Here is a 23,251-nt window from a genome sequence, read left to right as displayed (position 1 = left end):
TATAACGGACACTCTTCGATTCAAACTGTCTATCATCTCACTGCCCGCGCTGGCAGTATAATTACAACCGTTTATTCACCGTGAAATTTTCTTCAATCAACAGCCAGTTCTGTGGAAAGTCCCAGCCGAGCACCCAGTAAAACATGCCGCGCAGCCCGTTTTCTTTGATCATATTGAATTTCGCCTGTACGGTGCGTGCATCTTCAAACCAGACTTCATGCTGCGCGCCTGTCTCGTCGTAATAAGTGAAATACGGGGACTGCGCCGTTTCGTCAAAGGAAATGGCTGCATTATACTCAAGCGCGAGCTGCAGTGCCTGCTGGTGGTCGATTGCTTCGGCCTGCGTTTCCCCCTGCACAAACGGAAGGGTCCAGTCATAGCCGTAGAGCGGCATGCCGAGCATGATTTTATCCGCCGGCATGAGGGTGAGGGCGTACTCAATCACGCGCTGCACCTGATCCACCGGTGCAACAGCTTGTGGAGGCCCGCCGGAATATCCCCATTCGTATGTCATGAGAAAAACAAAATCAGCCAGTTCCCCGTGTACGGCGTAATCGTGTCCTTCGTATAAATCACCGGTCATGCCGGGCTCCACTTTCGGCGCAAGCGCACTGGAGAGCAGATACCCGTATTCGTCCAGCCGCGCGCGGGCTTCGCGCATCAACTCGTTATACGCTTCTCTGTTCTCCGCTCCTACATATTCAAGGTCAAAATCAATGCCGAGGAATCCCTTTTCCTGCATAATCGCGAGCGCCTCATCGAGCATCCGGTTCCGCCGCTCTTCATTCTGCAGTACTGCTGCGGCAAGCTCCGTGCTGAACGCGCCGTCTTCAATATTGGTGATAACCATTAAGGGGACAACCCTGTTTTCGTACGCCGTATTAATAATAGCCTGGTCGTCCATCGAAGTCAGTGTGCCATCGCGGTTCATCTGATAGCTGAACAGCTGCAGGTAGGTGAGGTACTCGCCGACTTCATTCACAACGTCCGTTGATTCATCTCCTGTAATGTTCGGGTTCAGGTAAGCACCGACGTCCACCACCGGCTTCATCGGAACAGGGCGGTCAATGTACAGCGGAAAACCGACCGGAAGTACAGCAGATAAAGGCAGATTGTTCAGACGCAGAATAAAATCGAACGGCACCCCATACCGCTGGCTGATCTCCCATACACTCTCACCGGGCATGACCCAGTGCAGCCGGCCTTCAAAAGGAATGACAAGCGTCTGACCGACAACCAGACGGGAGGCTTCCGGGATTTGATTGGCATCTCTGATGGTTTCATAAGGGACATTATACATCTGTCCGATGCCCCATAACGATTCACCGGGCTGGACTACATGAATCTGCATGGCACAAACCTCCTTTCACGAAATCACTTTCCTTGTATTCATCTTATTCTTGTTTCAAAAAAAAATAACCCGCTCTGGCACATGGTGCCAAAGCGGGTATACATTTACGTTGCGGCTCTTTTGCACCTGCAGGATATCCAAAAGCCTCGCAGGTGTGGAAACGAAAAAGAGCATAAATACCCGTTTTTTCCGCCGCTTCGTATCTATTTCAAACGCTGATTTTTAAAAGAAGGTGAGGCGCCCCTGCCCTTTTTAGTAAAACCCAAGCTTTTTTGTCTTGAATCCTGTTGATGAAATTCCCGTATCCGCTGTCATTCAAACGTCGTGCGCCTGATTTTTCTTATACACTTCGCGCGCTATCGTTTCGAGTAAGTAGATGACCGGAATCTGGGTGGTAATGTTGGATCCTTGATGAGCTTCTTCTGTGACGTAATAAGGAATCGTAAGGTCGGCCATCGAGGCAATGGTGGAATGTTTTGTATTGGTAATGGCGATAACGGTGCTGCCTTTTTCTTTTAACTGATGAATGTGGGTGGTCGTATAACGATTTTCCCCGGAAACGGACAAAGCAATGATGACGCTTCGTTCCAGCACATGAGTGTGTATCGGGTAGTAGGGGTCTTTGATGTACACTGAAAACGTACCCAGGCTGGAAAAATACCGTGCCCCGTATTCCGCTAGAATGCCGGAACTGCCGATACCGATAAATAATACGTGATCGGCGGGCTGGATAATGTCCGCCGCTTTCTGAATGTTGTCATCCATATTGCCAGCAAGCGTCCGTTCGAAAAATTCGCTCACCGCATGGCGGGAGTCTTTCACAACGGTGGATTCCCGGTTCTCCAGGTGCATCTTGAGCTTCACCTTGAATTCGGAGAAGCCTTCGCATCCGTTTTTGCGGCAGAACCGCAGGATCGTTGTCGTGGAGACATGAGTGGCTTCCGCCAGTTCCCGGATCCGCATATAGGCGGTTTTCTCCATGTTTTTCATAATGTATTGATACAGCGACGTTTCCAGTTCATTGAGGGAGGCAATCTCTTCATTGGTAAACATGTGTTATCTTATCCTCCATGTTCTGTTCTACACGTATCATATCACAGTCATGAAAAAAACACATCGTTACGTGAATAAAACAGAAAAAAGGTTTACTACACTATTTGTATTATATAAAATAATACAAAGATAACAAAGAGAAAAGGAGAAGATAAGCATGGCTTCATCCGTTGTAAAAGTGGAAGATGTAAATAAAGTATATGGAAGCCGTAAGGAAGCGTCGTATCAAGCTCTCGACAACGTTTCCTTTTCTATTGGGGAGGGAGAATTCGTTGGTGTGATGGGGGCTTCCGGTTCCGGCAAGACAACTCTTCTGCAGACCATTGCCGCGCTGGACCGGGTAACGAGCGGCAGTATCACCATTGCCGGTACGAATGTGACAGACATGAAAGAAAAAGAGCTTACCGATTTCCGGGCCCGCCGGCTTGGGTTCATTTTTCAGGACTTCAATCTGCTCGAAAATATGACGGTCTATGAAAATATCGCGCTGCCGCTTTTTCTTCAGAATCAAAAAGGGGGGAGCGTGCGCGAAGAAGTGCAGAGGGCTGCCGGGATGCTCGGGATGGAAGATACCCTCTCGAAATATCCGGCGATGATCTCCGGCGGACAGAAGCAGCGTGCCGCCGCAGCGAGAGCTCTCGTTCACCACCCCAGTATGATTCTCGCCGATGAGCCGACCGGGGCGCTTGATTCGGGTAATGCCAAGGGGCTGCTGGAGACATTACAGCACTTGAACGAAAATCACGGAGTAACCATTATGATGGTCACACACGATGCATTCAGCGCCAGCTACTGCGGCCGGATTCTATTTCTGGAAGATGGTCGTTTGTACAAAGAAATGCAGAGGAACGGAACGCGGGAAGAATTTTTTAAACAAATTCTCGACGAACAGGCGGAAGCCGGAAAGAAAAAACTGTAGGAAAAGGAGGGGGCCGCATTGCTTGTCAAATTAGCCTGGAACGGCATGAAGTCAAAGCGGAAGAGTTATATTATTCTACTGACAGGGTTGGTCATGTCGATTGCCATTTTTTATATGTTTCAGACGCTTGCATTAAATAACGAGTTCACCAGTGACAATGCCATGATTTCTTCGATGCAGCTTGTCTTTCACGTTGGTTCGTTTCTGCTTGCTGTCATCACCTTTTTCTACCTTTTATATACGAACACCTTCCTGCTCTCCTTGCGGCAGCGGGAATACGGCATGTTTTTACTGCTTGGGGCAAAAAAATCCCATCTGAAGCGGCTGATGTTTCTGGAGAATCTGTTGATTGGAGCGATGGCGCTCGTGATAGGTATTGCTGCAGGCACGGTACTGTCCTGGATTACGGCAAGAATGGTGATGGGGCAGCTTGACGCCGGTCTTGAGGGGTATCATTCGTTTTACCTTCCGTCTCTTGTTGTCACGCTGCTGTTTTTCCTGGTGCTGTTTATCGTGACGGCGGTATGGAATCATATCAAACTCTCCAGAGTTCAGGTTCTGGACCTTGTTCACGCGGATACCACCTCTGACCGCATGCCCGCGCGGCCTAAGGTGAATATCGTCATGATGGCTGCCGGTATTGTCAGTCTGACGGGAGGATGGCTGTCGTTGATTTTTATGGAACAGTTGAGGGAGACAGGCATTTTCTCCGCTGCCATCCTGACGACACTCGGCACCTACCTCCTGTTTTCATCACTGCTGCCGGTGCTTTTGAAAGCCGTGAAAGAAAAAGGGACGTGGAAGGAGAAAGGAGTTCGCGCATTCACCCTCTCGCAGCTCACGTTCCGGGTGCAGAACCTGAAGAAGTTTCTCGCGACCGCTGCGATGCTGATCGCCCTTGGCGCCGGAGCAATATCCGGCGGAATGGCTTTCAAAAATAACGCACCGGTATTTGCAGAACAGGCCGGGTTTTACGATGCTGTCGTGCACAATGCCGGTCCGGAAGCAGAAGAGATTCTGGACGATATCACGTTTACAGGCATCTGGCAGTACCGGTACAAACAGAACGAAGATTACACGTTTTATCTGAAAGAAGACCTTGAAGGTCAGCCTCCTAAGATGCGGACATCATCAGGGGGAGTGAAAACATTGGAAAATGAACTGCCTGAAGACAGAGAGTCCCTGGCTGACGTGAAAGCAGCCAGAGATCCGGGATCGGAGTGGACGCGGTTTCTGCAGAGAGAATTGTCACGTGATTATTCCAAAGCTCCGCTTATTGTAAGCCGCGCGCTGTATGAAAATATCGATGCGGAAGAAGAAACCGTCTTTGCCGGAAAATCGGATGACTTTATGAGTTATCTGGATCCATTGGCGGCACTCGAGAAGATTAAAGAACAAAAGATGGAAGAAGCGGGAAAAGAAAACTACTATTCACGCAGCAAATACGCCACGTTTGACAACTACCAGACGCTTGCCACCGGCACGGTTTTCATGGGATTTTTTCTTGGTACGGCGTTTCTGGCGATGATGGCAAGCTGCCTCATGTTCAAAGTACTGTCCGGCGCGGCCGGTGATATCCCGCGGTACCGGATGCTGCAGAACATCGGTGTATCCCGCCGGCTCCTGAAGCGCTCGGTGGCCGGTGAACTGTTTGTTATCTTCCTGATCCCGGCTGTTCTCGGACTGGCTCATGTTCTGATCGGGATGAACATGTTCTCGTTCATCCTGCTCGAGCCGTATTACCGGATATGGGTGTCCTTGCTCGTGTTTATTTTGCTGTATTTCCTTTACTACGGGCTGACGGTCAAGATGTACCAAGGCATGGTGCTGCCGCAGCAAAAGTGATGGGTTAACGTTCTTCCACTGCGGTCCGCTGTGCAGATTTGTGAAAAAAACACATTGTTTTTTTAAGATAACAAATTACAACGCGCGTGAAACTGCACAGAATGCACGCAGAACCTATGACGCTTTTCTCCTTCATGATTAAATGAAGGTGGAGGTGTTACGAGATGAGCGAAGGAATCAAAATTGCGACCATCGGCGGCGGATCAAGCTATACGCCGGAGCTGGTGGAAGGATTTATCAGGCATTACGATGAGCTTCCGGTACGGGAACTGTGGCTCGTTGACGTAGAAGAAGGGCAGGAAAAACTCGAGATTGTCGGGAATCTTGCCAAACGTATGATAAAAAAGGCCGGGCTGCCGATTGATGTCCATTTGACCCTGGACCGCACCGAAGCCCTTCGCGATGCGGATTTTGTGACCACGCAGCTGCGCGTTGGTATGCTGGATGCAAGGGCCAAAGATGAACGAATCCCAATGCAATATGGTCTGCTCGGTCAGGAAACAAACGGAGCCGGCGGTCTATTCAAAGGACTCCGTACGATTCCGGTTATCCTGGATATCTGCCGGGACATGGAACAACTGTGCCCGGACGCGTGGCTCATCAATTTCACGAATCCGGCCGGCATGGTGACCGAGGCCGTGCTGCGGTATTCGTCCATTACTAAAATAGTCGGTCTCTGCAACGTACCGATCGGCATGGAAATGGGAATCGCCGGACTGCTTGAGGTCGACCATTCCAGAATACGAATCGACTTCGCCGGATTGAATCACATGGTATACGGGCTGGATGTCTTTCTTGATGGAGAAAGTGTCAAAGACCGAGTAATTGAACTCTTGAGTCAGCCGGGTAACAGCAGTTTCGTAAAAAACATCGACGGCATGAACTGGGAGCCTGAATTCCTGCGCTCCCTGAATGTTCTCACATGCCCGTATCACAACTATTATTACAAAACCGATGAAATGATTGCAAAAGACACCAAAAAAGCGGAAGAAGAAGGGACGCGGGCGGAAGTGGTACAGAAGCTGGAGTCTGAACTGTTCAAGTTGTACAAAGATCCGGACTTGTCGGTCAAACCGCCGCAGCTCGAAGACCGCGGCGGAGCGTATTACTCCGACGCCGCCGTACGCCTGATTACGTCCATTCACACAGACCGCGGCGATATCCAGCCTGTCAACGTCGTGAACAGTGGTGCGATTGCTGGCATTCCGGAAGAATCCGCCGTGGAAGTAAGCTGCATGATTACAAAAGAGGGACCGAAACCGCTGAACATCGGTGAACTGCCGGTGCAGGTGCAGGGTCTTGTGCAGCAGATCAAATCGTTTGAACGCGTGGCCGCCGAAGCCGCGGTAACCGGCGATTACGAAAAAGCTGTACTGGCCCTTGCGATCAATCCGCTGACGCCGTCCGATACGATGGCCAAGCAGATTGTAGATGACATGATGGAAGCCCATAAACCATGGCTGCCGCAGTTTTTCCAGAAAGCAGAAGTATAATCATACCGGTTGAGAGGAGCTGTATCCAAAAGGTACAGTTCCTTTTTTTAAGAAAGACAGTACAACGATGAACAGAAGCAGAACGCGCCGGCGCTTGATGGCGCCCATGGACACTACTATGGAAAAAAGAGAAGCCAGTGTACACGGATCACCGTTTGGTGGACACTACGCAGCTGAAAACGGAAGGTAGTCGGTGCGGGCGGAAATCAATGGACACTATCTGCCGTTGCAGAAAGTTATAGTGTCCATTGATCCCATTTCCGTGGACACTACGTATGCAGACCAGTGGTGTAGTGTCCATGGAACTGCTACGGCCCGAAACGACCACACCCCGATTTTTTTCATAAAGGAAGAAGTGGTGATGGAACATATCATCTGATACAGTTAAATAGGATAAAATGATGGACAAGCAAAAAGGAGTGATGAGACATGGAACGGATTGCTGTATTCTGCGGGTCCAGGAAAGGGGCCTCTCCTGTTTATGAGGAAGGCGCCGCCGCTCTTGGGCGCGAACTTGCCCGACGGGGGATTGAACTCGTCTACGGCGGAGCGTCCGTCGGCCTGATGGGAGTGACGGCTGATGCGGTACTTGCCGGGGGCGGCCGGGTGACCGGTGTGATACCAACCATGCTGGACGAGAAAGAAATCGCTCATAAAGGCTTGAATGATTTGATTGTCGTAGACTCCATGCATGAACGAAAAGCCAAAATGGCTGAACTGGCGGATGGTTTCATCGCGCTTCCCGGCGGCCCCGGTACGCTTGAAGAATTCGTGGAAATCTTCACGTGGGGACAACTCGGCCTGCATCAGAAACCGCTCGGGCTGCTCAATATTGAACAATATTATGACGCGCTCGCCGCCTTTTTCGATCAGATGACCGATCAGCAGTTTCTGGATGAAAAATACCGATCCATGGCTGTTGTCGAGGCTGATGCTTCCCGCATGATTGATCAGTTTCATACGTGGCAGGCGCCTGATGTGAAACAGTATATTGAAGAGGGAGAAACCTGAGTTATCTCTCTGCCAGCGACACATTTACCGTCACGGTATCCTGCAGTTTTGCCGCCTCTTTTCCTCCTCCGTCCAGCGACGGTGTTACTTCATAGGATACAGTGATACCGCCGCCGCTCGGGGAAGGGCTGCCGTGGGATAAGATGAACTGCTCCCCGCCGTCCTGCAGGACAATGGTTTCCTCTGAGGAAGGAAGTCTGTTTTGAAGAAGGTTGAAAAACCGGTCTTCGGGGTCTTGCGTTTCTCCTTCTTTCGTTTCCCTTTCCACTATGTCTTCTGCTTCCTCAACGGCGAGTTCCACCTTTTTTTCGATACGGATGGTTCCCATATCCATTAACTTTTTCCGCTGTATATTCTCTTCACTTTCGTTGTACTGCGATGAACTGTTCATTATACTGGACATGATAGGTGGTACCATAATACCAATGATCGTAATGGTAAGAAGAACGAGAATCATCGTGTAGCCCGATTCATTCAGCTTTGGCATGACGGTGCTCCCTCCAGACTGCCGTATTCATCCGTGTCCACATAACTGTACAGTTCCGAAAGTGGTTCAGCGGACGAAGAGGGATTCTGTTCGCGGAAAATCTCGACATGCACGCGGCCGAGTTCTTCCATGTCCGATCGGCACAGGTGGACGTCCGGGTAGTATGTTTTGTTGTTCAATTGAATCTCTCCGGGCTGATTCTGCTCGTTCTTCACTTCATACATCACCTCTTCTGCCGCGTTGACGGCTGTCAGCTCGTCTTCCGCGCGTACCGAGAACAGGATGTACTGCGAGAAAAAAGATAAAAAACTGATAATCACTATACTTAATATAGTCAGCGAAGCGAGCAGTTCCACCAGGGTGAATCCCTGCTGCCGCAGCAGAAGAGGGGCTTTTTTCATCGTGTCACCTTCTTCATACATAATTTCAAGGACGGCGGGGATATAAGTGCTGCATACCTATTATCGGCAGACATCCGGAATCACGTTAATTGAAGTGCTGTTGACGATTCTTCTGTCTTCGGTGGTCATAGGCCTTGTCACCACGGTTCTGGTGAGCAGCGTGTCGCTTGGGGAACGCACCCACTCCCAAGTGAACCTGCGGCAGGAAGCGAACATTGTTGTTACGGAACTCCGGCAGAAGCATCAGGGAGATACGTATTCCCTCTGCACAGGAAATTTGTTTTCAGATGGAAGATTTCATGCAGAAGAGTTAACTATTCATAATGATAACACGTCCCTGTCAGGCGTGCCGGATTGTGAAAATGTGAATCCGGACGAACCACTGAACGTGCAGTTCACGCTCGCCGATGATCACAGCCAGACCTTCACCGTTGATACGGTAATTGAAGCCGAACAGGCCGACGGAGGAGCCGTCGTCACCCTCGATCCCCCGGAGCCGGGAGGAGATTTCGGCGGGATGCTCAGTGAGTTATTTATACTTGGTTCTTCGTTCTCTTTCCAGGGGAATAATGTTTACGGAGATGGCAGTTCTGTTTTTATACGCGATCCGCTTGAGACAAGTGACTTCAATGGAGGTGCCTTTACAGGTGTTACCAATATTTATATCGATGATGCAGTCACCCTGGACGGTGGAAGTGCCGGTCTTGGCTCTGCAAGTAAACCGGGGGAGATCCATGTGAACGGGGACCTTGAACTATGGGGAGGCTCCAGACATATTTACGGAGACGTGCATGTAAACGGCGACTTCCGGCTGAAAGACGCCCATATCCATGGGAATGTGTATGTGAACGGGGATGTGGAACTGGGCTGGACTCCATCTTTTGGGGAAGACAGCCGTATCTACTATACAGGAACATTAAAAAATCCATCCGATTATCATTCTTATATTCTGGATCGAATGATAAAAGAGACATCTGTTCCGTCCGTTGATATGCCGGACATGTTTTTTCCTAACCCCAAAGCTGATGAGTGGTACGCCGAGCATAGGTACAATCAGAACGTGCAGCCGGAAAATATGAAACTGTATGGCAGTGATATCACAATCAAGAGCTACAATGATAACGAGCTTGGCCGGTATGTTGATACGTTTACCAACGCTGTTGTTGTTAGCCGGGGAGATATTAGTATAAACAGCGGGGGTCTGTCTTTCAGCGGCTTTTTATACGCACCGAATGGAAAAGTCACATTTAACGGCAGTTCATTTGAGGGAAGTGTTATCGCCCGCGACGGCTTTCATGTGACAAGCGGCGGTACCGATGTGACGTTCCGCTCTATTGAAAATTATATTGATGACCCGGTAGACTACCCGTTTCAAAACGGAGGAGGGATAGAATGAAGAAGCTTCTTTTCCTTCTGCCCGCCGGCTATGCCTTGATTTTCTGGATTATCATGCCGCTGATGAACTTGTTTACGGCGGAAGAGGCAGACTCCGCATCGCAGCCCGGCTCTGATTATATGCTTTTTGTTGTACTTACCGGAATCGCTCTCGGGGGTTTCGTCTATATACTGAAGGTGGTAAAAAGAAGAAAATAGCGTATTGGAGGGGTACATTATGAAATACGTACTCTACGGCACCGTCCTTGCCGTCGTTCTTTTTGTTATTATTATGTCGTTCCGGATGGAAACGGTTGGTCCTGCTTTTCCAGCGGTATTGCTCTGGGTTACCGTAATCATTGCCCCGTGGGTATTCCTGTATTGGTTTATCCGTTTCGTCAAGCAATACATCAAGAATTCCGAGCAGTAAAAGGCAGGCCAGAAAGGAGACAACAATGGGAACCTACGCGGTGGTAACAGGAAGCAGCGGCGGCTTTGGCAGCGTGTTCGTGCGGACGCTGCTTGAAAAAGGTTATGACGTCATTGCCGGCGTCCGGGACATGGCAAAAGGAGAGTTCCTCGTGCAGGAAGCGAAGCAGATTGGGAAACAGGAACATCTGCACCTATGGCAGCTCGATGTGACAAATCCTGATGACATCGAACGACTCACCGCCTTTCTCGAAAAAAGTTCCGATTCCGTAGATGTATTGATCAACAATGCTGGATACTGCCAGGGCGGTGTCGTGGAAGGACTGTCCGAAGAGCAGTGGCAGGAGCAGTTTGACGTGAATATGTTCGGCGTCATCCGGCTGACGAAAGCGCTCCTGCCGCTTTTGCGCAGGCAGCGCTTCGGCCGTGTCATTAACATAAGCAGTATCAGTGGGCGTATCGGCCTTCCCGGCATGAGCGCCTATGCGTCAACCAAGTTTGCACTGGAAGGTTTCAGTGAATCGCTGCGGTATGAAATGCTGCCGTTTCAGGTTTACGTCTCCCTTATCGAACCCGGCAGTTACCGGACCGGAATCTGGGAGAAAGCCCTTCAGGAAAGAGCGCACGCCGACGAAGCGTATGACACACTAACGTCCAACCTTGAAAAGGAAGCATCCCGGGCGGCTTCCGGCAGTTCAGATCCGGAAGTGGCAGCAACGGTTCTTGAGAACATCCTGAAAACAAAAAAGCCCCGGCTGCGTTATCCAATGGGAACCTCCGCCAGAATGTACCACTACGTCAAACCCCTGATTCCCTACCGCCTCCTGGAATGGATCATCCTTCGACGAATTTTTCGCTGAATGGGTTTGAATGGTTGGTGTTCGTGGAAAGACATACATCGAAAAGGGCGGCATGAGAAATTTTTCAGTAGACATATGGCTGACACATAAGTCCTATAAAGTATGAATCAGCAATCGATAAAGCCTGCAATTTTTCGCATATTATGTCTTATTAAGGAGGATTTTATAATGGATCGTTTTGATAATCAGCATTATCCTGAATCGGATCATCAAGAACACGACAATCAGCACGAACATCATCAGGAACTGGAGACCGTTTCTCATCAGACCGCCGAAGAAGACAACAACAGGCGTTACAAAAAAGGGCGCAGAAAGGCGGGTATCACTGGTCTAATTGGAGCCGTCATCGGTGCGCTCATCGTAGCAGCATTGATGCCGCTTATGAATGGAGATAACACCCAGTCGAGCAGTGCGGCAGGCGGCAGCAATGGTTCGCAGGAGGAAACAGCAGCGTCAGCTTCCCCTGAAACCACGGATATGTCGATTGAAAGTGTCAATGTATCGACAGAAATCACGGACGCTGTAAACAACGTGTCTGATGCCGTTGTCGGTATTTTCCGGAATCAGCAGGGCGGTCTGCTGCAGGAAGGAAGTTCGCAGACACAGGGAGCCGGTTCCGGTGTCATCTACAAAAAAGAAGGTGGCTCTGCCTTTGTGGTGACAAACAACCACGTCATTGAGGGAGCCAGTCAAATTGAAGTAGGTCTGACAGACGAAAACCGTGTGCAGGCGGAAGTAGTTGGAACAGATGCCTTGACCGATCTGGCAGTACTGAGAATCAGCTCTGAAAATGTAAGCACCGTCGCTGAATTCGGTGATTCCAGCACACTAAGTGTAGGGGAGCCGGCAATGGCGATTGGTAATCCGCTCGGCAACCTGAATGGAACGGTGACGAAAGGAATTATCAGTTCTATCGACCGGAGCATTCCAGTAGACAGAAACGGCAACGGCCAGTCCGACTGGACAGCTGATGTGCTGCAGACCGACGCTGCCATCAACCCCGGTAACAGCGGTGGTGCTTTGATTAATGCAAATGGCCAGGTCATTGGAATTAACTCTATGAAAATAGCACAGACGCAGGTGGAAGGTATCGGTTTTGCGATTCCTTCCAATACGGTAGTTCCTATTCTGGAAGACCTGGAGGAGAATGGAAAAGTAGAACGTCCTAAAATCGGCGTGACGATCGGTTCTTTATCACAAATTCCACAGTACCATTGGCAGGAGACGTTGAATCTGCCGGAAGATGTGGAGCAGGGTGTTTTCGTGAATAGCGTACAGCCGGGTTCTGCTGCCGAGCAGGCCGGACTTCAGCAGTATGACGTCATCACATCCATTAACGGAAATAAAATCGCAAATGGCCAGGATCTGCGGAGCTTCCTTTACAACCAGGCTTCCATTGATCAAACAGTGGAAATAACGTTTTACCGCGACGGCAGCCAGCAGACGACAGAATTGACACTTGGTCAAAGCGGAACACAAATGGGATAAAATAACGAAACAGGGCTGTCTAAAACATCAGGGGGCAGCCCTGTTTTTCATGAAATAAAAAGGGAAAAGAAGGTGGATCAGGATGAGAAAGGATGCAGCGGACATACGACAGGCCGTGCAGCATCGCACGTTGACCCTCCCTGATAAGACAGAACTTCCTGTTATCGGGCAGGGGACATGGCACATGGGAGAAAAACCGGATCAGAAAGAGGATGAGGTCCGCGCGCTGCAGCTTGGACTGGATCTTGGCATGACCGTGATAGATACAGCGGAGATGTACGGCAGCGGCGGCGCGGAGCAAATTGCAGGCGAAGCGGTACAGGGACGGCGGGACGAAGCGTTTATCGTCTCCAAAGTACTCCCGAACAATGCAGGTGGTTCCAGGTTAATACAGGCCTGTGAAGAAAGCCTGAAGCGGATGGGAACGGAATATGTGGATCTTTACCTTCTGCATTGGAGGGGAGGTTTTTCCCTTGAGGACACCGTGGAAGGCATGGAGAAACTGAAACGGGACGGAAAAATACGGCGTTGGGGTGTGTCCAATCTCGATACCGCCGACATGCAGGAATTATGGCAGAATGACAACGCCGCTTCCTGTCAGACCAACCAGGTGCTGTACCATCTCGGTTCGAGAGGGGTGGAGTATGACCTGCTGCCGTGGATGCGCAAAAACCGCCTTCCGATGATGGCGTACTGCCCGCTGGCCCAGGGCGGTGCCTTGCGGCGCAGAATGCTGGAGCATCCCCGGATACAGGAGATAGCAGAAGGACATAACGCGTCCGCCATGCAGATTCTGCTTGCCTGGGTGATTCAGGCCGGCGATATTCTCGCCATTCCAAAAGCCATGCAGACGCAGCACGTATACGATAACGCCGAAGCCGCCCGGATTCACTTGACCGAAGAAGACTGCAGGACACTGGACCAGGCTTTTCCCGCCCCCGACCGCAAACAGCCGCTCGATATTGTTTGATTATCTCTAACGAGTGGGCCATGAACCATAGAAAAGCCCCGGACGAATCTGTGCAGATTAGATCCGTTCGGGGCTTTTTTGCGGGGTGTGGATCAATTTAAAAAAATGTAAAAAACTATGGGATGACGCACGACTGACACATTTTGTTTTCATGCTTAGGAAAGAAAGATGAACAGTTGTGTGTTCCCAAATCCCTGTCATACCAACCTTTATTCTGCAGCTGTGATGAAAAGGTGCTTCATTGCGAAGACTGAATAGGAGGAGAGGTACGGAATGCACGGATGTTTCCCGTCCGCAGGGAAAGGAAATAGACAAGTGATCATCAACAAGTATGTGAAGCAAGGAGGCAGGATCACCATGAAAGGAATTATTCTGGCAGGCGGAAGCGGCTCAAGGCTCTATCCGATGACCAAAAGCATGTCCAAGCAGCTGCTGCCGGTATATGATAAACCGATGATTTATTACCCGTTGTCTGTGCTGATGCTGTCAGGCATCCGGGAAATCCTTATTATTTCCACTCCGAAAGATACGCCGCGGTATAAAGAACTGCTCGGAGACGGCAGCCAGTTCGGTATTTCTCTGTCGTATGAAGTGCAGACGTCCCCGGACGGTCTGGCGCAGGCGTTTACGATCGGTGAATCGTTTGTCGGAAACGATCATGTCGCTCTGATTCTCGGGGATAACATTTTTTACGGACAGGGGTTCACCCCGCTCCTGCAAAAAGCGGCGGGGCGGACAGAAGGCGCGACTGTGTTCGGGTACCGGGTGAGTGAACCGGAGCGCTTCGGTGTCGTCGAATTCGACGAAAATCAACGCGTGAAATCCCTGGAAGAAAAGCCGAAACAGCCGAAATCCGAATTTGCTGTAACCGGTCTGTATTTTTATGACAATGACGTGCTGGATATCGCCAAAGAAGCGCGCCCGTCCGATCGCGGCGAGCTTGAGATTACCGATATTAATAAAGCGTACCTTGAAGCCGGTAAACTGAATGTGGAACTGCTCGGACGCGGCTTTGCCTGGCTCGATACCGGTACGCCGGAATCGTTGTTCGATGCATCCCAGTTCATTCAAACGGTTGAAAAAAGGCAAGGCTTTAAAGTAGCATGTCTGGAGGAAATCGCCTTCTATATGAACTACCTGGACCGTGATTCGTTATTAAAGAAGATTTATGATATGAAAAACAGTGAATACAAAAAATACCTGCTCCGCACCGTCGAAAGAACGCCGGTTTCTTCCGGCACAGTGGACCAGGAAGATCCCCACAGAACGGAATTGATGAAATGATGACAGATGAACAAACGATCATGGTGACCGGAGGAGCCGGTTTCATCGGACAGCATTTTATATCCCGCTTTGCCCGGAGGCATCCGGAGATTACGCTTCTGAATGTGGATAATCTCACGTATGCCGCCGATACGGAGAGCGTCATGCAGTTGAACCGGCTTCCGAACCACCATTTTGTCGAAGGCGGTATTACCGATCGGGTGATGCTCGAAAGGTTGTTTGAAAAACATGACGTGCGCGGTGTGATTCATTTTGCGGCGGAATCGCATGTGGACCGTTCCATTCAGGACCCTGATGCGTTTATCCGGACGAATGTGCACGGCACTTTCACTCTGCTCGATACGGCCAAAAACTACTGGATGAAAGGGCCGCACGAGTGTTATCCCGGGTACGAAACCGCCCGTTTTCATCACATTTCCACCGATGAAGTGTATGGAACGCTTGGGGCAGAGGGGTTTTTTTCCGAGACGTCTCCTTACGCGCCGAGCAGCCCCTACAGCGCAAGCAAGGCAGGGTCGGACATGATTGTGCAGAGTTATTACCGCACGTACGGACTGAATACAATCATCACTAACTGCTCCAACAACTTCGGCCCGAATCAGCATGACGAAAAGCTGATTCCGACCATTATCCGCAAGGCGCTGCATCTGGAAACCGTGCCGATTTACGGCGACGGGCAAAATATCAGGGACTGGCTTTATGTCACGGATCACTGTGCCGGAGTGGAACTGGCGTATTGGCAGGGGCGCGCAGGACAGACGTATAATATCGGCGGAGATAATGAACGAACCAATCTCTACATTGCCCGTAAAATATGCGCCATGCTTGATGAGCGCAAAGCCGAAAAACTTGAAGGAACCGGACTGGAAAGCTACCGGGAATTGATAACGTATGTCGAAGACCGGCCCGGCCATGACCGCAGATACGCCGTAGATGCTGAGAAAATAAAAGAAGAGCTGGGCTGGAAGCCGGAAGAAGATTTTGAATCCGGACTATTAAAAACGGTGGAGTGGTATATCGATGAATACGAATAATCCTCATCTTTCCGTTGTCACCCCGGTGTACGGCTGCGGCGACTGCATCATGCAGCTGTACAACCGCCTCAGCGAAACACTGGAATCCATCAGCTGGCAGTATGAAATCATTATGGTGGAAGACAGCAGTCCGGACCAGTCGTGGAGTGTTATCCAGCAGCTGGCCGCAAGAGACAAACGGGTGAAAGGCATCAAGTTTGCCAAAAACTTCGGCCAGCACACAGCAATTACCGCGGGGCTTGATGAAGCTCTTGGAGACTGGGTCGTTGTCATGGACTGTGATCTGCAGGATCAGCCGGAAGAGATTCCCAAACTCTATGCGAAAGCCCGTGAAGGATATGACGTCGTCTTCGCCCGCAGACGCGATCGGGAGGACACCCTGCTGAAGAGGTGGGAATCCAAACTGTTTTACAAAGTGTACGATTATTTCACGGAGAGTACATCCGATCCGGCGATTGCCAATTTCAGCATTTCTTCGAGGAAAGTTATTGAGAATTACCGGCATCTGCGGGAGCAGAACCGGAATTTTCCGCTGTTTATCCAGTGGATGGGATTTGAAACAGCGGCGGTCGATGTCGAGCACCAGCAGCGCATGTCCGGAACGTCATCCTATAACTTATCCAAACTGATGAACCTTGCTGTGGATGGCATTGTATCGCAGTCCAACAAGCCGCTGCGGTTATCGATTAAGTTCGGGTTCCTGCTATCCACCGGAGCGGTTCTTTATGGTCTGTATTTGATGTATCAATATTTCTTTATGTTCGAACCGGTCCCCGGCTGGACGAGTATTATGGTCTCGATTTATTTTGTGGGCGGTCTGTTGTTTGCCAATCTCGGCATTCTCGGGCTGTACATGGGAAAAGTGTTCAATGAAGTCAAAAACAGACCGCTCTATATTGTGCAGGAATCGGTTGGATTTAATGAAAAAAATGTAGAAAAAACGGTGCCGATCCCGGCATCCAAACAGAAATAGGAGGATACGCCTGTGAGTGAAAATATAATGAGAGAAACGCCGTGGGATAAACGCGCCCTCGGCATGGAAACGTATGAACTGCTGGAGCATTCTGAAAAGGCGCTGCAGCAGAGTGAAGCGCTGAAAGGGCATTTTACGATCAAGGTGGATCCTCTGGATTCCAAACATCTGCTACAGCAGTACGGCTTCTATTATACCGATACGCTGCTCGTTCCGGTATGCACGAGGAGCCAGTTTACAACGTATGAAGACGATAAACTGACATTGATGAAAGATGTCCCGCGGGAAGACATTATTGCCGTTTCACGGGGAGCTTATGAACACGGGCGCTTCCACCGCGATTTCAGGCTGGACCGAAGCGGCGCCGACCGCCGTTATGACAACTGGCTTGGTCAGCTGTATGACGAAGGAGGCGTATGGGGGCTTGCCTACGACGGTGAATTGGCCGGTTTCTTTGCGTATTCCGGCAACCAGGTGCTGCTGCAGGCGTTTTGGCCGGAGTACCAGGGCCGCGGCCTATCGAAATATTTCTGGAGCAAAGCCGTCCAGATTCTGTTTGACGAAGGGTATGAAGAAGTGAAGACGTCCATCTCAGCGGCGAACCTGGCGATGGTGAATTTAACGGCTTCGCTTGGTTTTAAATTTAAAGATGCGGTCGATGTGTATCATAAGCTGAACCAATAGAAGCGGAAAGGGTTTTGGAGGCATGGGGTATTTATATATTTTCGGCACCGTGTTATTCACGGTCTACGGCCAGCTCATACTGAAGTGGCGCATCAGTAAATACGGCAGTCTGCCGGACGAATTATGGGACAAAGGGGTATTTCTGCTCAAATTGTTATTGGACCCGCTCGTGCTGTCGGGTTTTCTTTCTGCCTTTTTGGCAGCGATGTGCTGGATGGCGGCGATGACCAAGTTTGATATCAGCTATGCCTATCCTTTTATGAGCCTGTCGTTTATTCTCGTATTTATCTTGTCGATTTTTTTATTCAACGAGCCGGTGACGTCATTTAAATTGATCGGAATGCTGCTTGTTGTGTCCGGCATTGTCGTAATGAGCCAATCCGCTTAACAGAAAGGACGACCGATTATGATTCCGTTTAACACCCCTCCGGTCACAGGAGATGAAATGTATTATATGCAGCAGGCGCTTGAGAACGGGAAGCTGTCCGGGGACGGACCCTTCACAAAAGCGTGCCAGACGTGGCTGGAGGACTCTTTTCACGCGTCCAAGGCTTTTCTTACGCCGTCCTGCACCCATGCGCTGGAAATGGCGGCGATGCTTGCCGGAATCGAACCGGGTGATGAAGTCATTATGCCGTCCTACACGTTTGTTTCCACAGCCAATGCCTTTGTGCTTCGGGGCGCGCGGATTGTTTTCGTCGATATCCGGCCGGATACGATGAACATCGATGAAACAAAAATCGAAGAAGCTGTAACGGAAAAAACGAGAGTCATCGTACCGGTGCATTATGCGGGAACAGCCTGTGAGATGGACACCATTATGGACATTTCAAAGCGGCATAATCTGCAGGTAATTGAAGATGCCGCGCAGGGTGTAATGAGTACATACAAAGGACAGGCACTCGGCACGATAGGCGATTACGGCTGCTTCAGTTTTCACGATACGAAAAACTATACGAGCGGCGAGGGCGGCGCGCTTCTTTTGAACAGATCCGATAAACAGGAGCAGGCTGAAATTATTCGGGAGAAAGGAACTGACCGTTCCAGGTTTCTCCGCGGACAGGTCGATAAATATTCCTGGGTGGAAGCCGGTTCTTCTTACCTTCCGGCGGAGCTGAATGCGGCGTATTTATACGCACAGCTCCAGCACGCCCGCGCGATCAATAACGATCGTCTTGCTTCCTGGGAGACGTATGCCGCAAACCTTCGACCGCTGGAGGAAGACGGTCTGCTGGAACTGCCGAAGGTTCCGGCAGCGTGTAAACATAACGCCCACATGTTTTATATTAAAACAGCGGGTATCGGAGAACGGACGGCGTTGGTGGAGCACTTGAAACAAGCTGGTATTACATCGGCTTTTCATTATGTTCCTCTGCATTCATCAGCTGCCGGACAGCGTTTCGGCCGCTTTCACGGCACCGACCGCTGGACGACAGGCGAAAGCGAACGACTGCTGCGTCTGCCCATGTTTTACGGATTGCAGCAGGAACAGATCAAAGAAATCACAGAACAGGTTAGGAGTTTTTACAAGTGATGAGAGAGAGGACGTGGATCCTGATCAGTGTGGGCCTGATCCTGGCTTATCTTTCCCCGCTTGTCATTCTGGGGGAAGATGCCCATCTTCGGATCCATGATAACCTGGATTCCAATTTAATCTGGTATAAAACGCTGGTAGAGAACAATGTGCTGTTTGCCTCAAATGACACAGAAATTCCATCGATTATGAACGGCCTTCCAAGAGAAGCACTCGGTGCGGAATTGAGCATGTTTGCGCTGCTTTTCTCCTTATTCGATCCATTCCCGGCTTACGCGGTGAACTTATTTCTGATGCGTTTCACGGCATTTTTCGGCATGCTGCTTCTCATGAAAAAACATGTACTGCCGCAGACAAAAGCCGGCTCCTTCATCAGTGTCGGAACAGCGCTCGCGTTTTCCCTTCCGGCGTTCTGGCCGTTCGGCGGTTTGAGTTTCGCCGGTGTTCCGCTGGTGCTCTATGCTTTCCTGAATATATGGAAGCGCAGAGACTATTGGACAAACTGGCTTATACTTCTTGTTGTTCCTTTTTACTCCAGCTTCATTGTGTCGTTCATCTTTTTCCTCGCTTCTATGGGTATATTCTGGCTTGTGGATGCGATTCGGCATAAAAAACCGAACTGGAAGTTTATCGGCGGCATCGCGTTCATGACGGCTTTGTACTTAGTCAAACAGTACCGGCTCGTATACGGCGAGCTCCTGGGCCAGGGATTCACGCCGCACCGGGTGGAATTCGACAGGGGATACCGGAACTGGGATACGGTCACTGACTTTTTCGTTAACAACCTGCTGCATGCCCATTCCCATTCGTATGTGTACCACTATCCGTTTGCCTTTTTCACCGCGGTGTTCGCGCTGTTATTCACGGCAGGTATCATTGCTGTCCGGCGGCTGAAACTAAAAAAACAGCCGGCCCCGTTAACGTCCGGAGAAAAAGCGATTCCGTGGCTGCTGCTTCTGATTGTTGTTTTTTCCTTCTGGATTTCGATCTGGAACTGGGAAGGCATGCGGGTGCTGAAAGATGCCGTTGACTTAATCAATGAGTTCAACTTCGGCCGGTTCCACCTTCTGAATGTGGTGATCTGGTATGTCGTCTTCGGGCTCTCGCTGATGATGATTCAGCGCAGAATCAAGTTCGGCGTAGTGCTCGTTGTGCTGCTTTTGATCGGCCAGGTTGCCGGGGAAACAAGCAGACACCATGAATTCAAATACCGGAGCATCGATTATCCGTCGTACGAAGAATTTTACGCGGAAGACCTTTTCTCCGATATTCAGAATTATATCGGGCAGGATCCATCAGATTACCGGGTGGTCAGTATCGGAATGCACCCCGCTGTCGCGCAGTACAATGGATTCTATACGCTTGATTTTTACGTCACGATGTATCCGCTCGAGTATAAACACCGGTTTAAAAACATTATCGAAGGCGAACTTGCGAAAAACGATACCCTTCAAAATTACTACAATGACTGGGGCGGAAGGGCTTACGTGTTCTCCGACGAACTGGGCAAGAATTATCTGTTTACGAAAAACAATCAGGAAACGATAGACAACCTGGACTTCGGGACACAGGCATTCAAGAATATGGGCGGCGAATATGTTCTGTCCGCCGTTGAAATTGAAAACGCCGAAGAGAATAATCTGGAGCTTGAGAAAGTGTTCGAAAACGACACTTCCGCCTGGAAAATCCGCTTGTACCGCGCCGAATCATAAGGCTTGGAAAAAAGGCTGACAGATCTATTTTCAGCTTCGCTTTTCATTCGTATAATATGAGTAAGATAAAGGAGCTGAAATGATGGATACGATGACATTTGCCAATTCAAGAAAAACACTGGCAGAAGATATGGAACAGTTGGTGAAAACCGCGCGCGGCGATGAATCCGCCACCCTGGTGGTTGAAAACGCGAGACTCGTCAATGTGATGTCCGGCGAAATACAGCCGGGCATGTCCATTGCGGTGCAGGGAGAGCGCATTGCCTACGTTGGATATAACGCCTCCCACACGATAGGGCCGGCCACCCGGGTTATAAACGCCGGCGGCCGGTACGTGACTCCCGGCCTGATTGACGGCCACTGTCATATTGAAAGCAGTCAGATCACGCCGAGACAGTTCGCCCGCGCTGTACTGCCAAAAGGTACAACCGGCGGATTTTTCGATGCGCATGAGATCGCGAATGTGCTCGGCATGAAAGGGCTGCGGCTGATGCTGGATGAACTCCGCGAAACCCCGATGGCCGGTTACATGCAGGCGGCTTCCTGCGTGCCATCGACGAGCAGCGCGTTTGAAACGAGCGGGGCGGAACTGGGCTCGGATGACGTAGCGGAAGCTTTCACGTGGGGGCCGGACATGGTGGCTCTCGGCGAAGTGATGAACTTCCCCGGCGTTGTGTTCGGCGATGAGAAAATGCTCGGTGAGATTAAAGAAACGCTGAAGGCCGGCCGGGTCGCAGACGGCCATTACACGTGGCCGAGCGGGGACTGGCGGATGTCGGCGTATGCTGCGAGCGGCGTTTCCGGGGATCACGAAGTGACAAGTGCCGAAGAAGTCATCGACCGCGTACGGCTCGGCATGTACGCCAAGCTCCGCCGTGGGTCAGCGTGGCATGACGTCGTACCGACGATTACTGCATACACCGAGCAGGGCATCAATACGCGCCGGCTCATGCTCGTCACCGACGACCGCAGCCCGGAATCCCTGGTGGACGAAGGGCATATGGATTTCGTCGTCCGGCACGCCATCGAACAGGGCGTACCGCCTGTGACCGCATTTCAGATGGCCACCCTGAATACCGCCGAACGATTCGGACTGTCTCAGGATATTGGTTCGGTCACACCGGGCAGGTACGCCGACATTCTCATCCTGGACGGACCGCTTCGCGACGTGAAGGTTCAAACGACCATTGCCGCCGGTGTAGAAGCCGCGGAGGACGGGGCCATGCTGATTGATTGGGAAAGCAGCGGTATCCCGGACGAAGCCATGCAGTCTGTTCACCTGCGCTCGGATGTGAAAGCAAAAGATTTTCACGTGGAAGGACCGGCGGGAAAACCGGATGGAACGTACACTGCAAGAGCGATTCAGGTACGGGAAAACCACGTGGATACGAAAGAAGAACATATCGATGTTCCGGTTCGTGACGGGAGGCTGCGTCTTCCGGAGAACAAAGACGTATGCTGGATGTCGGTGATCGAACGCCACGGCCTGAAAGGGACGCAGGCGTCGGCATTTCTGACGAACGTCGGGTTTACGAAACCGGCGGCTCTGGCTTCCACGACAGCACACGATTCCCATAATCTGCTCGTGATCGGAAATGATGAGACGCTGATGGCTGAAGCCGCCAATAAAGTGATCGACATGCAGGGCGGCGTAGTAGTTGTTACCGAAAACGACACGACGGCACTGCCGCTTCCGGTGGCCGGCCTTATGTCACCGGAGCCGTTTGAGCAGGTCGCGGAACAGTCACGCGCTGTCAGCAGCGCACTCGCAGCGGCCGGCTGTACCATGAACTACGCGTTTATGACCCTGTCGCTGTTGGCGCTGGTCGTCATACCGGAACTCCGGCTTTCTGATATCGGGCTGGTTCAACATACAGACGAAGGATTTCACCATGTGCCGCTGCTCGTGGACGAAGGATGAAGCAGAGAAAAGCATGGAAAAGGCAGTAGTCTTGCAAAATGATAACAATAAATAACCGTATTGGAAATCAATACCTTTTTTTGTTGCAGGGCTCTTCCTAAGCATGAAGGAGTAGCTATAACGCGGCGATCCCCGTGATTCAATCCTTCTTTGGAGAGAAAGTGCTCGGCATCAAAACGAAAGAAGGGATCGAGTACAAATCCTTTGATGAAGGCAAAGAGACGATCCTGGTATCCGCGAGCCATTCCAAACAAACCGTAACGACATAACACCCCGAGTCGGCACGCCTTGGAAAAGGCTGCCGGTTCTTTTTTTTAAAAGGTTTTTCAACCTAGTATGTGTAAAATAGTTCTCGGTAGCGACGAAAGCTGATGATTGGCAAAAAAAGAGAAGGTCCTCTATCATCCATGTATGCCTAGGAAGCAAAT

24 protein-coding genes are annotated in these 23,251 nt (G+C 50.6%); 20 read left to right on the top strand and 4 right to left on the bottom strand.

Going from position 1 to position 23,251, the window contains the following annotated elements; all coding sequences use genetic code 11:
• Window positions 1–61: 61 nt before the first annotated feature.
• Together BM124_RS15185 and BM124_RS15180 are read right to left on the bottom strand one after the other, a co-directional pair.
• Window positions 62–1,351: a glycosyl hydrolase family 18 protein gene (locus BM124_RS15185; protein WP_093338781.1), complete on the bottom strand. Its 1,290-nt coding sequence runs from the start codon at window positions 1,349–1,351 to the stop codon at window positions 62–64.
• A 315-nt stretch (window positions 1,352–1,666) separates the two neighbouring features.
• Complete coding sequence (locus BM124_RS15180; RefSeq protein ID WP_093338779.1) at window positions 1,667–2,404, bottom strand: MurR/RpiR family transcriptional regulator; 738 nt, start codon at window positions 2,402–2,404, stop codon at window positions 1,667–1,669.
• A gap of 157 nt (window positions 2,405–2,561) precedes the next feature.
• Here BM124_RS15180 and BM124_RS15175 point away from each other — a divergent pair, with 157 nt between their 5' ends.
• From BM124_RS15175 to BM124_RS15155, 5 genes are all read left to right on the top strand, one after another.
• Entirely contained in the window at window positions 2,562–3,323 is a 762-nt protein-coding gene (locus tag BM124_RS15175) for an ABC transporter ATP-binding protein (protein WP_093338778.1), read from the top strand.
• Window positions 3,324–3,341: 18 nt separating this feature from the next.
• Window positions 3,342–5,168: an ABC transporter permease gene (locus tag BM124_RS15170; RefSeq protein ID WP_093338776.1), complete on the top strand. Its 1,827-nt coding sequence runs from the start codon at window positions 3,342–3,344 to the stop codon at window positions 5,166–5,168.
• Window positions 5,169–5,332: 164 nt separating this feature from the next.
• Window positions 5,333–6,661 (top strand): 6-phospho-beta-glucosidase, encoded by a 1,329-nt coding sequence (locus tag BM124_RS15165; protein WP_093338775.1) that lies wholly within the window; start codon window positions 5,333–5,335, stop codon window positions 6,659–6,661.
• 67 nt (window positions 6,662–6,728) lie between these two features.
• Window positions 6,729–6,851, top strand: a complete 123-nt coding sequence (locus BM124_RS19545; protein WP_280139753.1) for a hypothetical protein — start codon at window positions 6,729–6,731, stop codon at window positions 6,849–6,851.
• 239 nt (window positions 6,852–7,090) lie between these two features.
• The gene (locus BM124_RS15155) at window positions 7,091–7,672 is read left to right on the top strand and encodes an LOG family protein (RefSeq protein WP_093338772.1); all 582 of its coding nucleotides are present in this window, start codon (window positions 7,091–7,093) and stop codon (window positions 7,670–7,672) included.
• Between the two features lies 1 nt (window position 7,673).
• On the opposite strand, the gene BM124_RS15150 is transcribed toward BM124_RS15155, so the two are convergent.
• Window positions 7,674–8,159 (bottom strand): hypothetical protein, encoded by a 486-nt coding sequence (locus BM124_RS15150; RefSeq protein ID WP_093338771.1) that lies wholly within the window; start codon window positions 8,157–8,159, stop codon window positions 7,674–7,676.
• The gene (locus BM124_RS15145) at window positions 8,147–8,560 is read right to left on the bottom strand and encodes a type IV pilus modification PilV family protein (protein ID WP_212634971.1); all 414 of its coding nucleotides are present in this window, start codon (window positions 8,558–8,560) and stop codon (window positions 8,147–8,149) included. Before BM124_RS15145 ends, BM124_RS15150 begins: the two co-directional genes overlap by 13 nt.
• Window positions 8,561–8,606: 46 nt before the next feature.
• Between BM124_RS15145 and BM124_RS15140 the strand changes: the two genes are divergently transcribed.
• The 15 genes from BM124_RS15140 to BM124_RS19540 all read left to right on the top strand — a co-directional run bounded on the left by BM124_RS15140 (window position 8,607) and on the right by BM124_RS19540 (window position 23,092).
• The gene (locus tag BM124_RS15140; protein ID WP_093338767.1) at window positions 8,607–9,956 is read left to right on the top strand and encodes a PulJ/GspJ family protein; all 1,350 of its coding nucleotides are present in this window, start codon (window positions 8,607–8,609) and stop codon (window positions 9,954–9,956) included.
• A complete protein-coding gene (locus BM124_RS15135; protein ID WP_093338766.1) occupies window positions 9,953–10,153 on the top strand; it encodes a hypothetical protein in 201 nt (66 codons plus the stop codon). The genes BM124_RS15140 and BM124_RS15135 overlap by 4 nt, the downstream gene beginning before the upstream one ends.
• Window positions 10,154–10,172: 19 nt before the next feature.
• A complete protein-coding gene (locus BM124_RS15130; protein ID WP_093338765.1) occupies window positions 10,173–10,364 on the top strand; it encodes a hypothetical protein in 192 nt (63 codons plus the stop codon).
• A gap of 25 nt (window positions 10,365–10,389) precedes the next feature.
• The gene (locus BM124_RS15125; RefSeq protein ID WP_093338764.1) at window positions 10,390–11,223 is read left to right on the top strand and encodes an SDR family NAD(P)-dependent oxidoreductase; all 834 of its coding nucleotides are present in this window, start codon (window positions 10,390–10,392) and stop codon (window positions 11,221–11,223) included.
• A 168-nt stretch (window positions 11,224–11,391) separates the two neighbouring features.
• Window positions 11,392–12,711, top strand: coding sequence for a S1C family serine protease (locus BM124_RS15120; RefSeq protein ID WP_093338763.1), 1,320 nt, complete (start codon window positions 11,392–11,394; stop codon window positions 12,709–12,711).
• A gap of 82 nt (window positions 12,712–12,793) precedes the next feature.
• Window positions 12,794–13,681: an aldo/keto reductase gene (locus tag BM124_RS15115; protein ID WP_093338762.1), complete on the top strand. Its 888-nt coding sequence runs from the start codon at window positions 12,794–12,796 to the stop codon at window positions 13,679–13,681.
• 357 nt (window positions 13,682–14,038) lie between these two features.
• Complete coding sequence (gene rfbA / locus BM124_RS15110) at window positions 14,039–14,965, top strand: glucose-1-phosphate thymidylyltransferase RfbA (RefSeq protein ID WP_093338824.1); 927 nt, start codon at window positions 14,039–14,041, stop codon at window positions 14,963–14,965.
• Complete coding sequence (gene rfbB / locus BM124_RS15105) at window positions 14,962–15,999, top strand: dTDP-glucose 4,6-dehydratase (protein ID WP_212634970.1); 1,038 nt, start codon at window positions 14,962–14,964, stop codon at window positions 15,997–15,999. The genes rfbA and rfbB overlap by 4 nt, the downstream gene beginning before the upstream one ends.
• Complete coding sequence (locus BM124_RS15100; protein WP_093338760.1) at window positions 15,986–16,972, top strand: glycosyltransferase family 2 protein; 987 nt, start codon at window positions 15,986–15,988, stop codon at window positions 16,970–16,972. The genes rfbB and BM124_RS15100 overlap by 14 nt, the downstream gene beginning before the upstream one ends.
• A gap of 12 nt (window positions 16,973–16,984) precedes the next feature.
• Window positions 16,985–17,656, top strand: a complete 672-nt coding sequence (locus BM124_RS15095; protein ID WP_093338759.1) for a GNAT family N-acetyltransferase — start codon at window positions 16,985–16,987, stop codon at window positions 17,654–17,656.
• Between the two features lie 22 nt (window positions 17,657–17,678).
• Window positions 17,679–18,044 carry an EamA family transporter gene (locus tag BM124_RS15090; protein ID WP_093338757.1) on the top strand — a complete coding sequence of 122 codons (366 nt, stop codon included), beginning with the start codon at window positions 17,679–17,681 and terminating at the stop codon, window positions 18,042–18,044.
• 18 nt (window positions 18,045–18,062) lie between these two features.
• A complete protein-coding gene (gene rffA / locus BM124_RS15085; RefSeq protein ID WP_093338755.1) occupies window positions 18,063–19,190 on the top strand; it encodes a dTDP-4-amino-4,6-dideoxygalactose transaminase in 1,128 nt (375 codons plus the stop codon).
• Complete coding sequence (locus tag BM124_RS15080) at window positions 19,190–20,902, top strand: DUF6044 family protein (RefSeq protein ID WP_093338754.1); 1,713 nt, start codon at window positions 19,190–19,192, stop codon at window positions 20,900–20,902. Before rffA ends, BM124_RS15080 begins: the two co-directional genes overlap by 1 nt.
• Before the next feature lie 79 nt (window positions 20,903–20,981).
• Window positions 20,982–22,823, top strand: a complete 1,842-nt coding sequence (locus BM124_RS15075; RefSeq protein WP_425288596.1) for an adenine deaminase — start codon at window positions 20,982–20,984, stop codon at window positions 22,821–22,823.
• Between the two features lie 134 nt (window positions 22,824–22,957).
• Entirely contained in the window at window positions 22,958–23,092 is a 135-nt protein-coding gene (locus tag BM124_RS19540) for a hypothetical protein (RefSeq protein WP_280139751.1), read from the top strand.
• Window positions 23,093–23,251: the final 159 nt, after the last annotated feature.

It is taken from the genome of Salibacterium halotolerans (assembly GCF_900115625.1).
Lineage (GTDB): Bacteria > Bacillota > Bacilli > Bacillales > Marinococcaceae > Salibacterium > Salibacterium halotolerans.
Note: the sequence above shows the minus strand (reverse complement) of the source record. Positions and strands in the feature narration are given on the sequence as shown.

What these genes read in the sequence shown, in the direction of transcription:
- BM124_RS15185 (WP_093338781.1), bottom strand. Translation starts at nt 1,351, where the DNA reads ATGCAGATTCATGTAGTCCAGCCCGGTGAATCGTTATGGGGCATCGGA.
- BM124_RS15180 (WP_093338779.1), bottom strand. Translation starts at nt 2,404, where the DNA reads ATGTTTACCAATGAAGAGATTGCCTCCCTCAATGAACTGGAAACGTCG.
- BM124_RS15175 (WP_093338778.1), top strand. Translation starts at nt 2,562, where the DNA reads ATGGCTTCATCCGTTGTAAAAGTGGAAGATGTAAATAAAGTATATGGA.
- BM124_RS15165 (WP_093338775.1), top strand. Translation starts at nt 5,333, where the DNA reads ATGAGCGAAGGAATCAAAATTGCGACCATCGGCGGCGGATCAAGCTAT.
- BM124_RS19545 (WP_280139753.1), top strand. Translation starts at nt 6,729, where the DNA reads ATGAACAGAAGCAGAACGCGCCGGCGCTTGATGGCGCCCATGGACACT.
- BM124_RS15155 (WP_093338772.1), top strand. Translation starts at nt 7,091, where the DNA reads ATGGAACGGATTGCTGTATTCTGCGGGTCCAGGAAAGGGGCCTCTCCT.
- BM124_RS15150 (WP_093338771.1), bottom strand. Translation starts at nt 8,159, where the DNA reads ATGCCAAAGCTGAATGAATCGGGCTACACGATGATTCTCGTTCTTCTT.
- BM124_RS15145 (WP_212634971.1), bottom strand. Translation starts at nt 8,560, where the DNA reads ATGAAAAAAGCCCCTCTTCTGCTGCGGCAGCAGGGATTCACCCTGGTG.
- BM124_RS15135 (WP_093338766.1), top strand. Translation starts at nt 9,953, where the DNA reads ATGAAGAAGCTTCTTTTCCTTCTGCCCGCCGGCTATGCCTTGATTTTC.
- BM124_RS15130 (WP_093338765.1), top strand. Translation starts at nt 10,173, where the DNA reads ATGAAATACGTACTCTACGGCACCGTCCTTGCCGTCGTTCTTTTTGTT.
- BM124_RS15125 (WP_093338764.1), top strand. Translation starts at nt 10,390, where the DNA reads ATGGGAACCTACGCGGTGGTAACAGGAAGCAGCGGCGGCTTTGGCAGC.
- BM124_RS15120 (WP_093338763.1), top strand. Translation starts at nt 11,392, where the DNA reads ATGGATCGTTTTGATAATCAGCATTATCCTGAATCGGATCATCAAGAA.
- BM124_RS15115 (WP_093338762.1), top strand. Translation starts at nt 12,794, where the DNA reads ATGAGAAAGGATGCAGCGGACATACGACAGGCCGTGCAGCATCGCACG.
- rfbA (WP_093338824.1), top strand. Translation starts at nt 14,039, where the DNA reads ATGAAAGGAATTATTCTGGCAGGCGGAAGCGGCTCAAGGCTCTATCCG.
- rfbB (WP_212634970.1), top strand. Translation starts at nt 14,962, where the DNA reads ATGATGACAGATGAACAAACGATCATGGTGACCGGAGGAGCCGGTTTC.
- BM124_RS15100 (WP_093338760.1), top strand. Translation starts at nt 15,986, where the DNA reads ATGAATACGAATAATCCTCATCTTTCCGTTGTCACCCCGGTGTACGGC.
- BM124_RS15090 (WP_093338757.1), top strand. Translation starts at nt 17,679, where the DNA reads ATGGGGTATTTATATATTTTCGGCACCGTGTTATTCACGGTCTACGGC.
- rffA (WP_093338755.1), top strand. Translation starts at nt 18,063, where the DNA reads ATGATTCCGTTTAACACCCCTCCGGTCACAGGAGATGAAATGTATTAT.
- BM124_RS15080 (WP_093338754.1), top strand. Translation starts at nt 19,190, where the DNA reads ATGAGAGAGAGGACGTGGATCCTGATCAGTGTGGGCCTGATCCTGGCT.
- BM124_RS15075 (WP_425288596.1), top strand. Translation starts at nt 20,982, where the DNA reads ATGATGGATACGATGACATTTGCCAATTCAAGAAAAACACTGGCAGAA.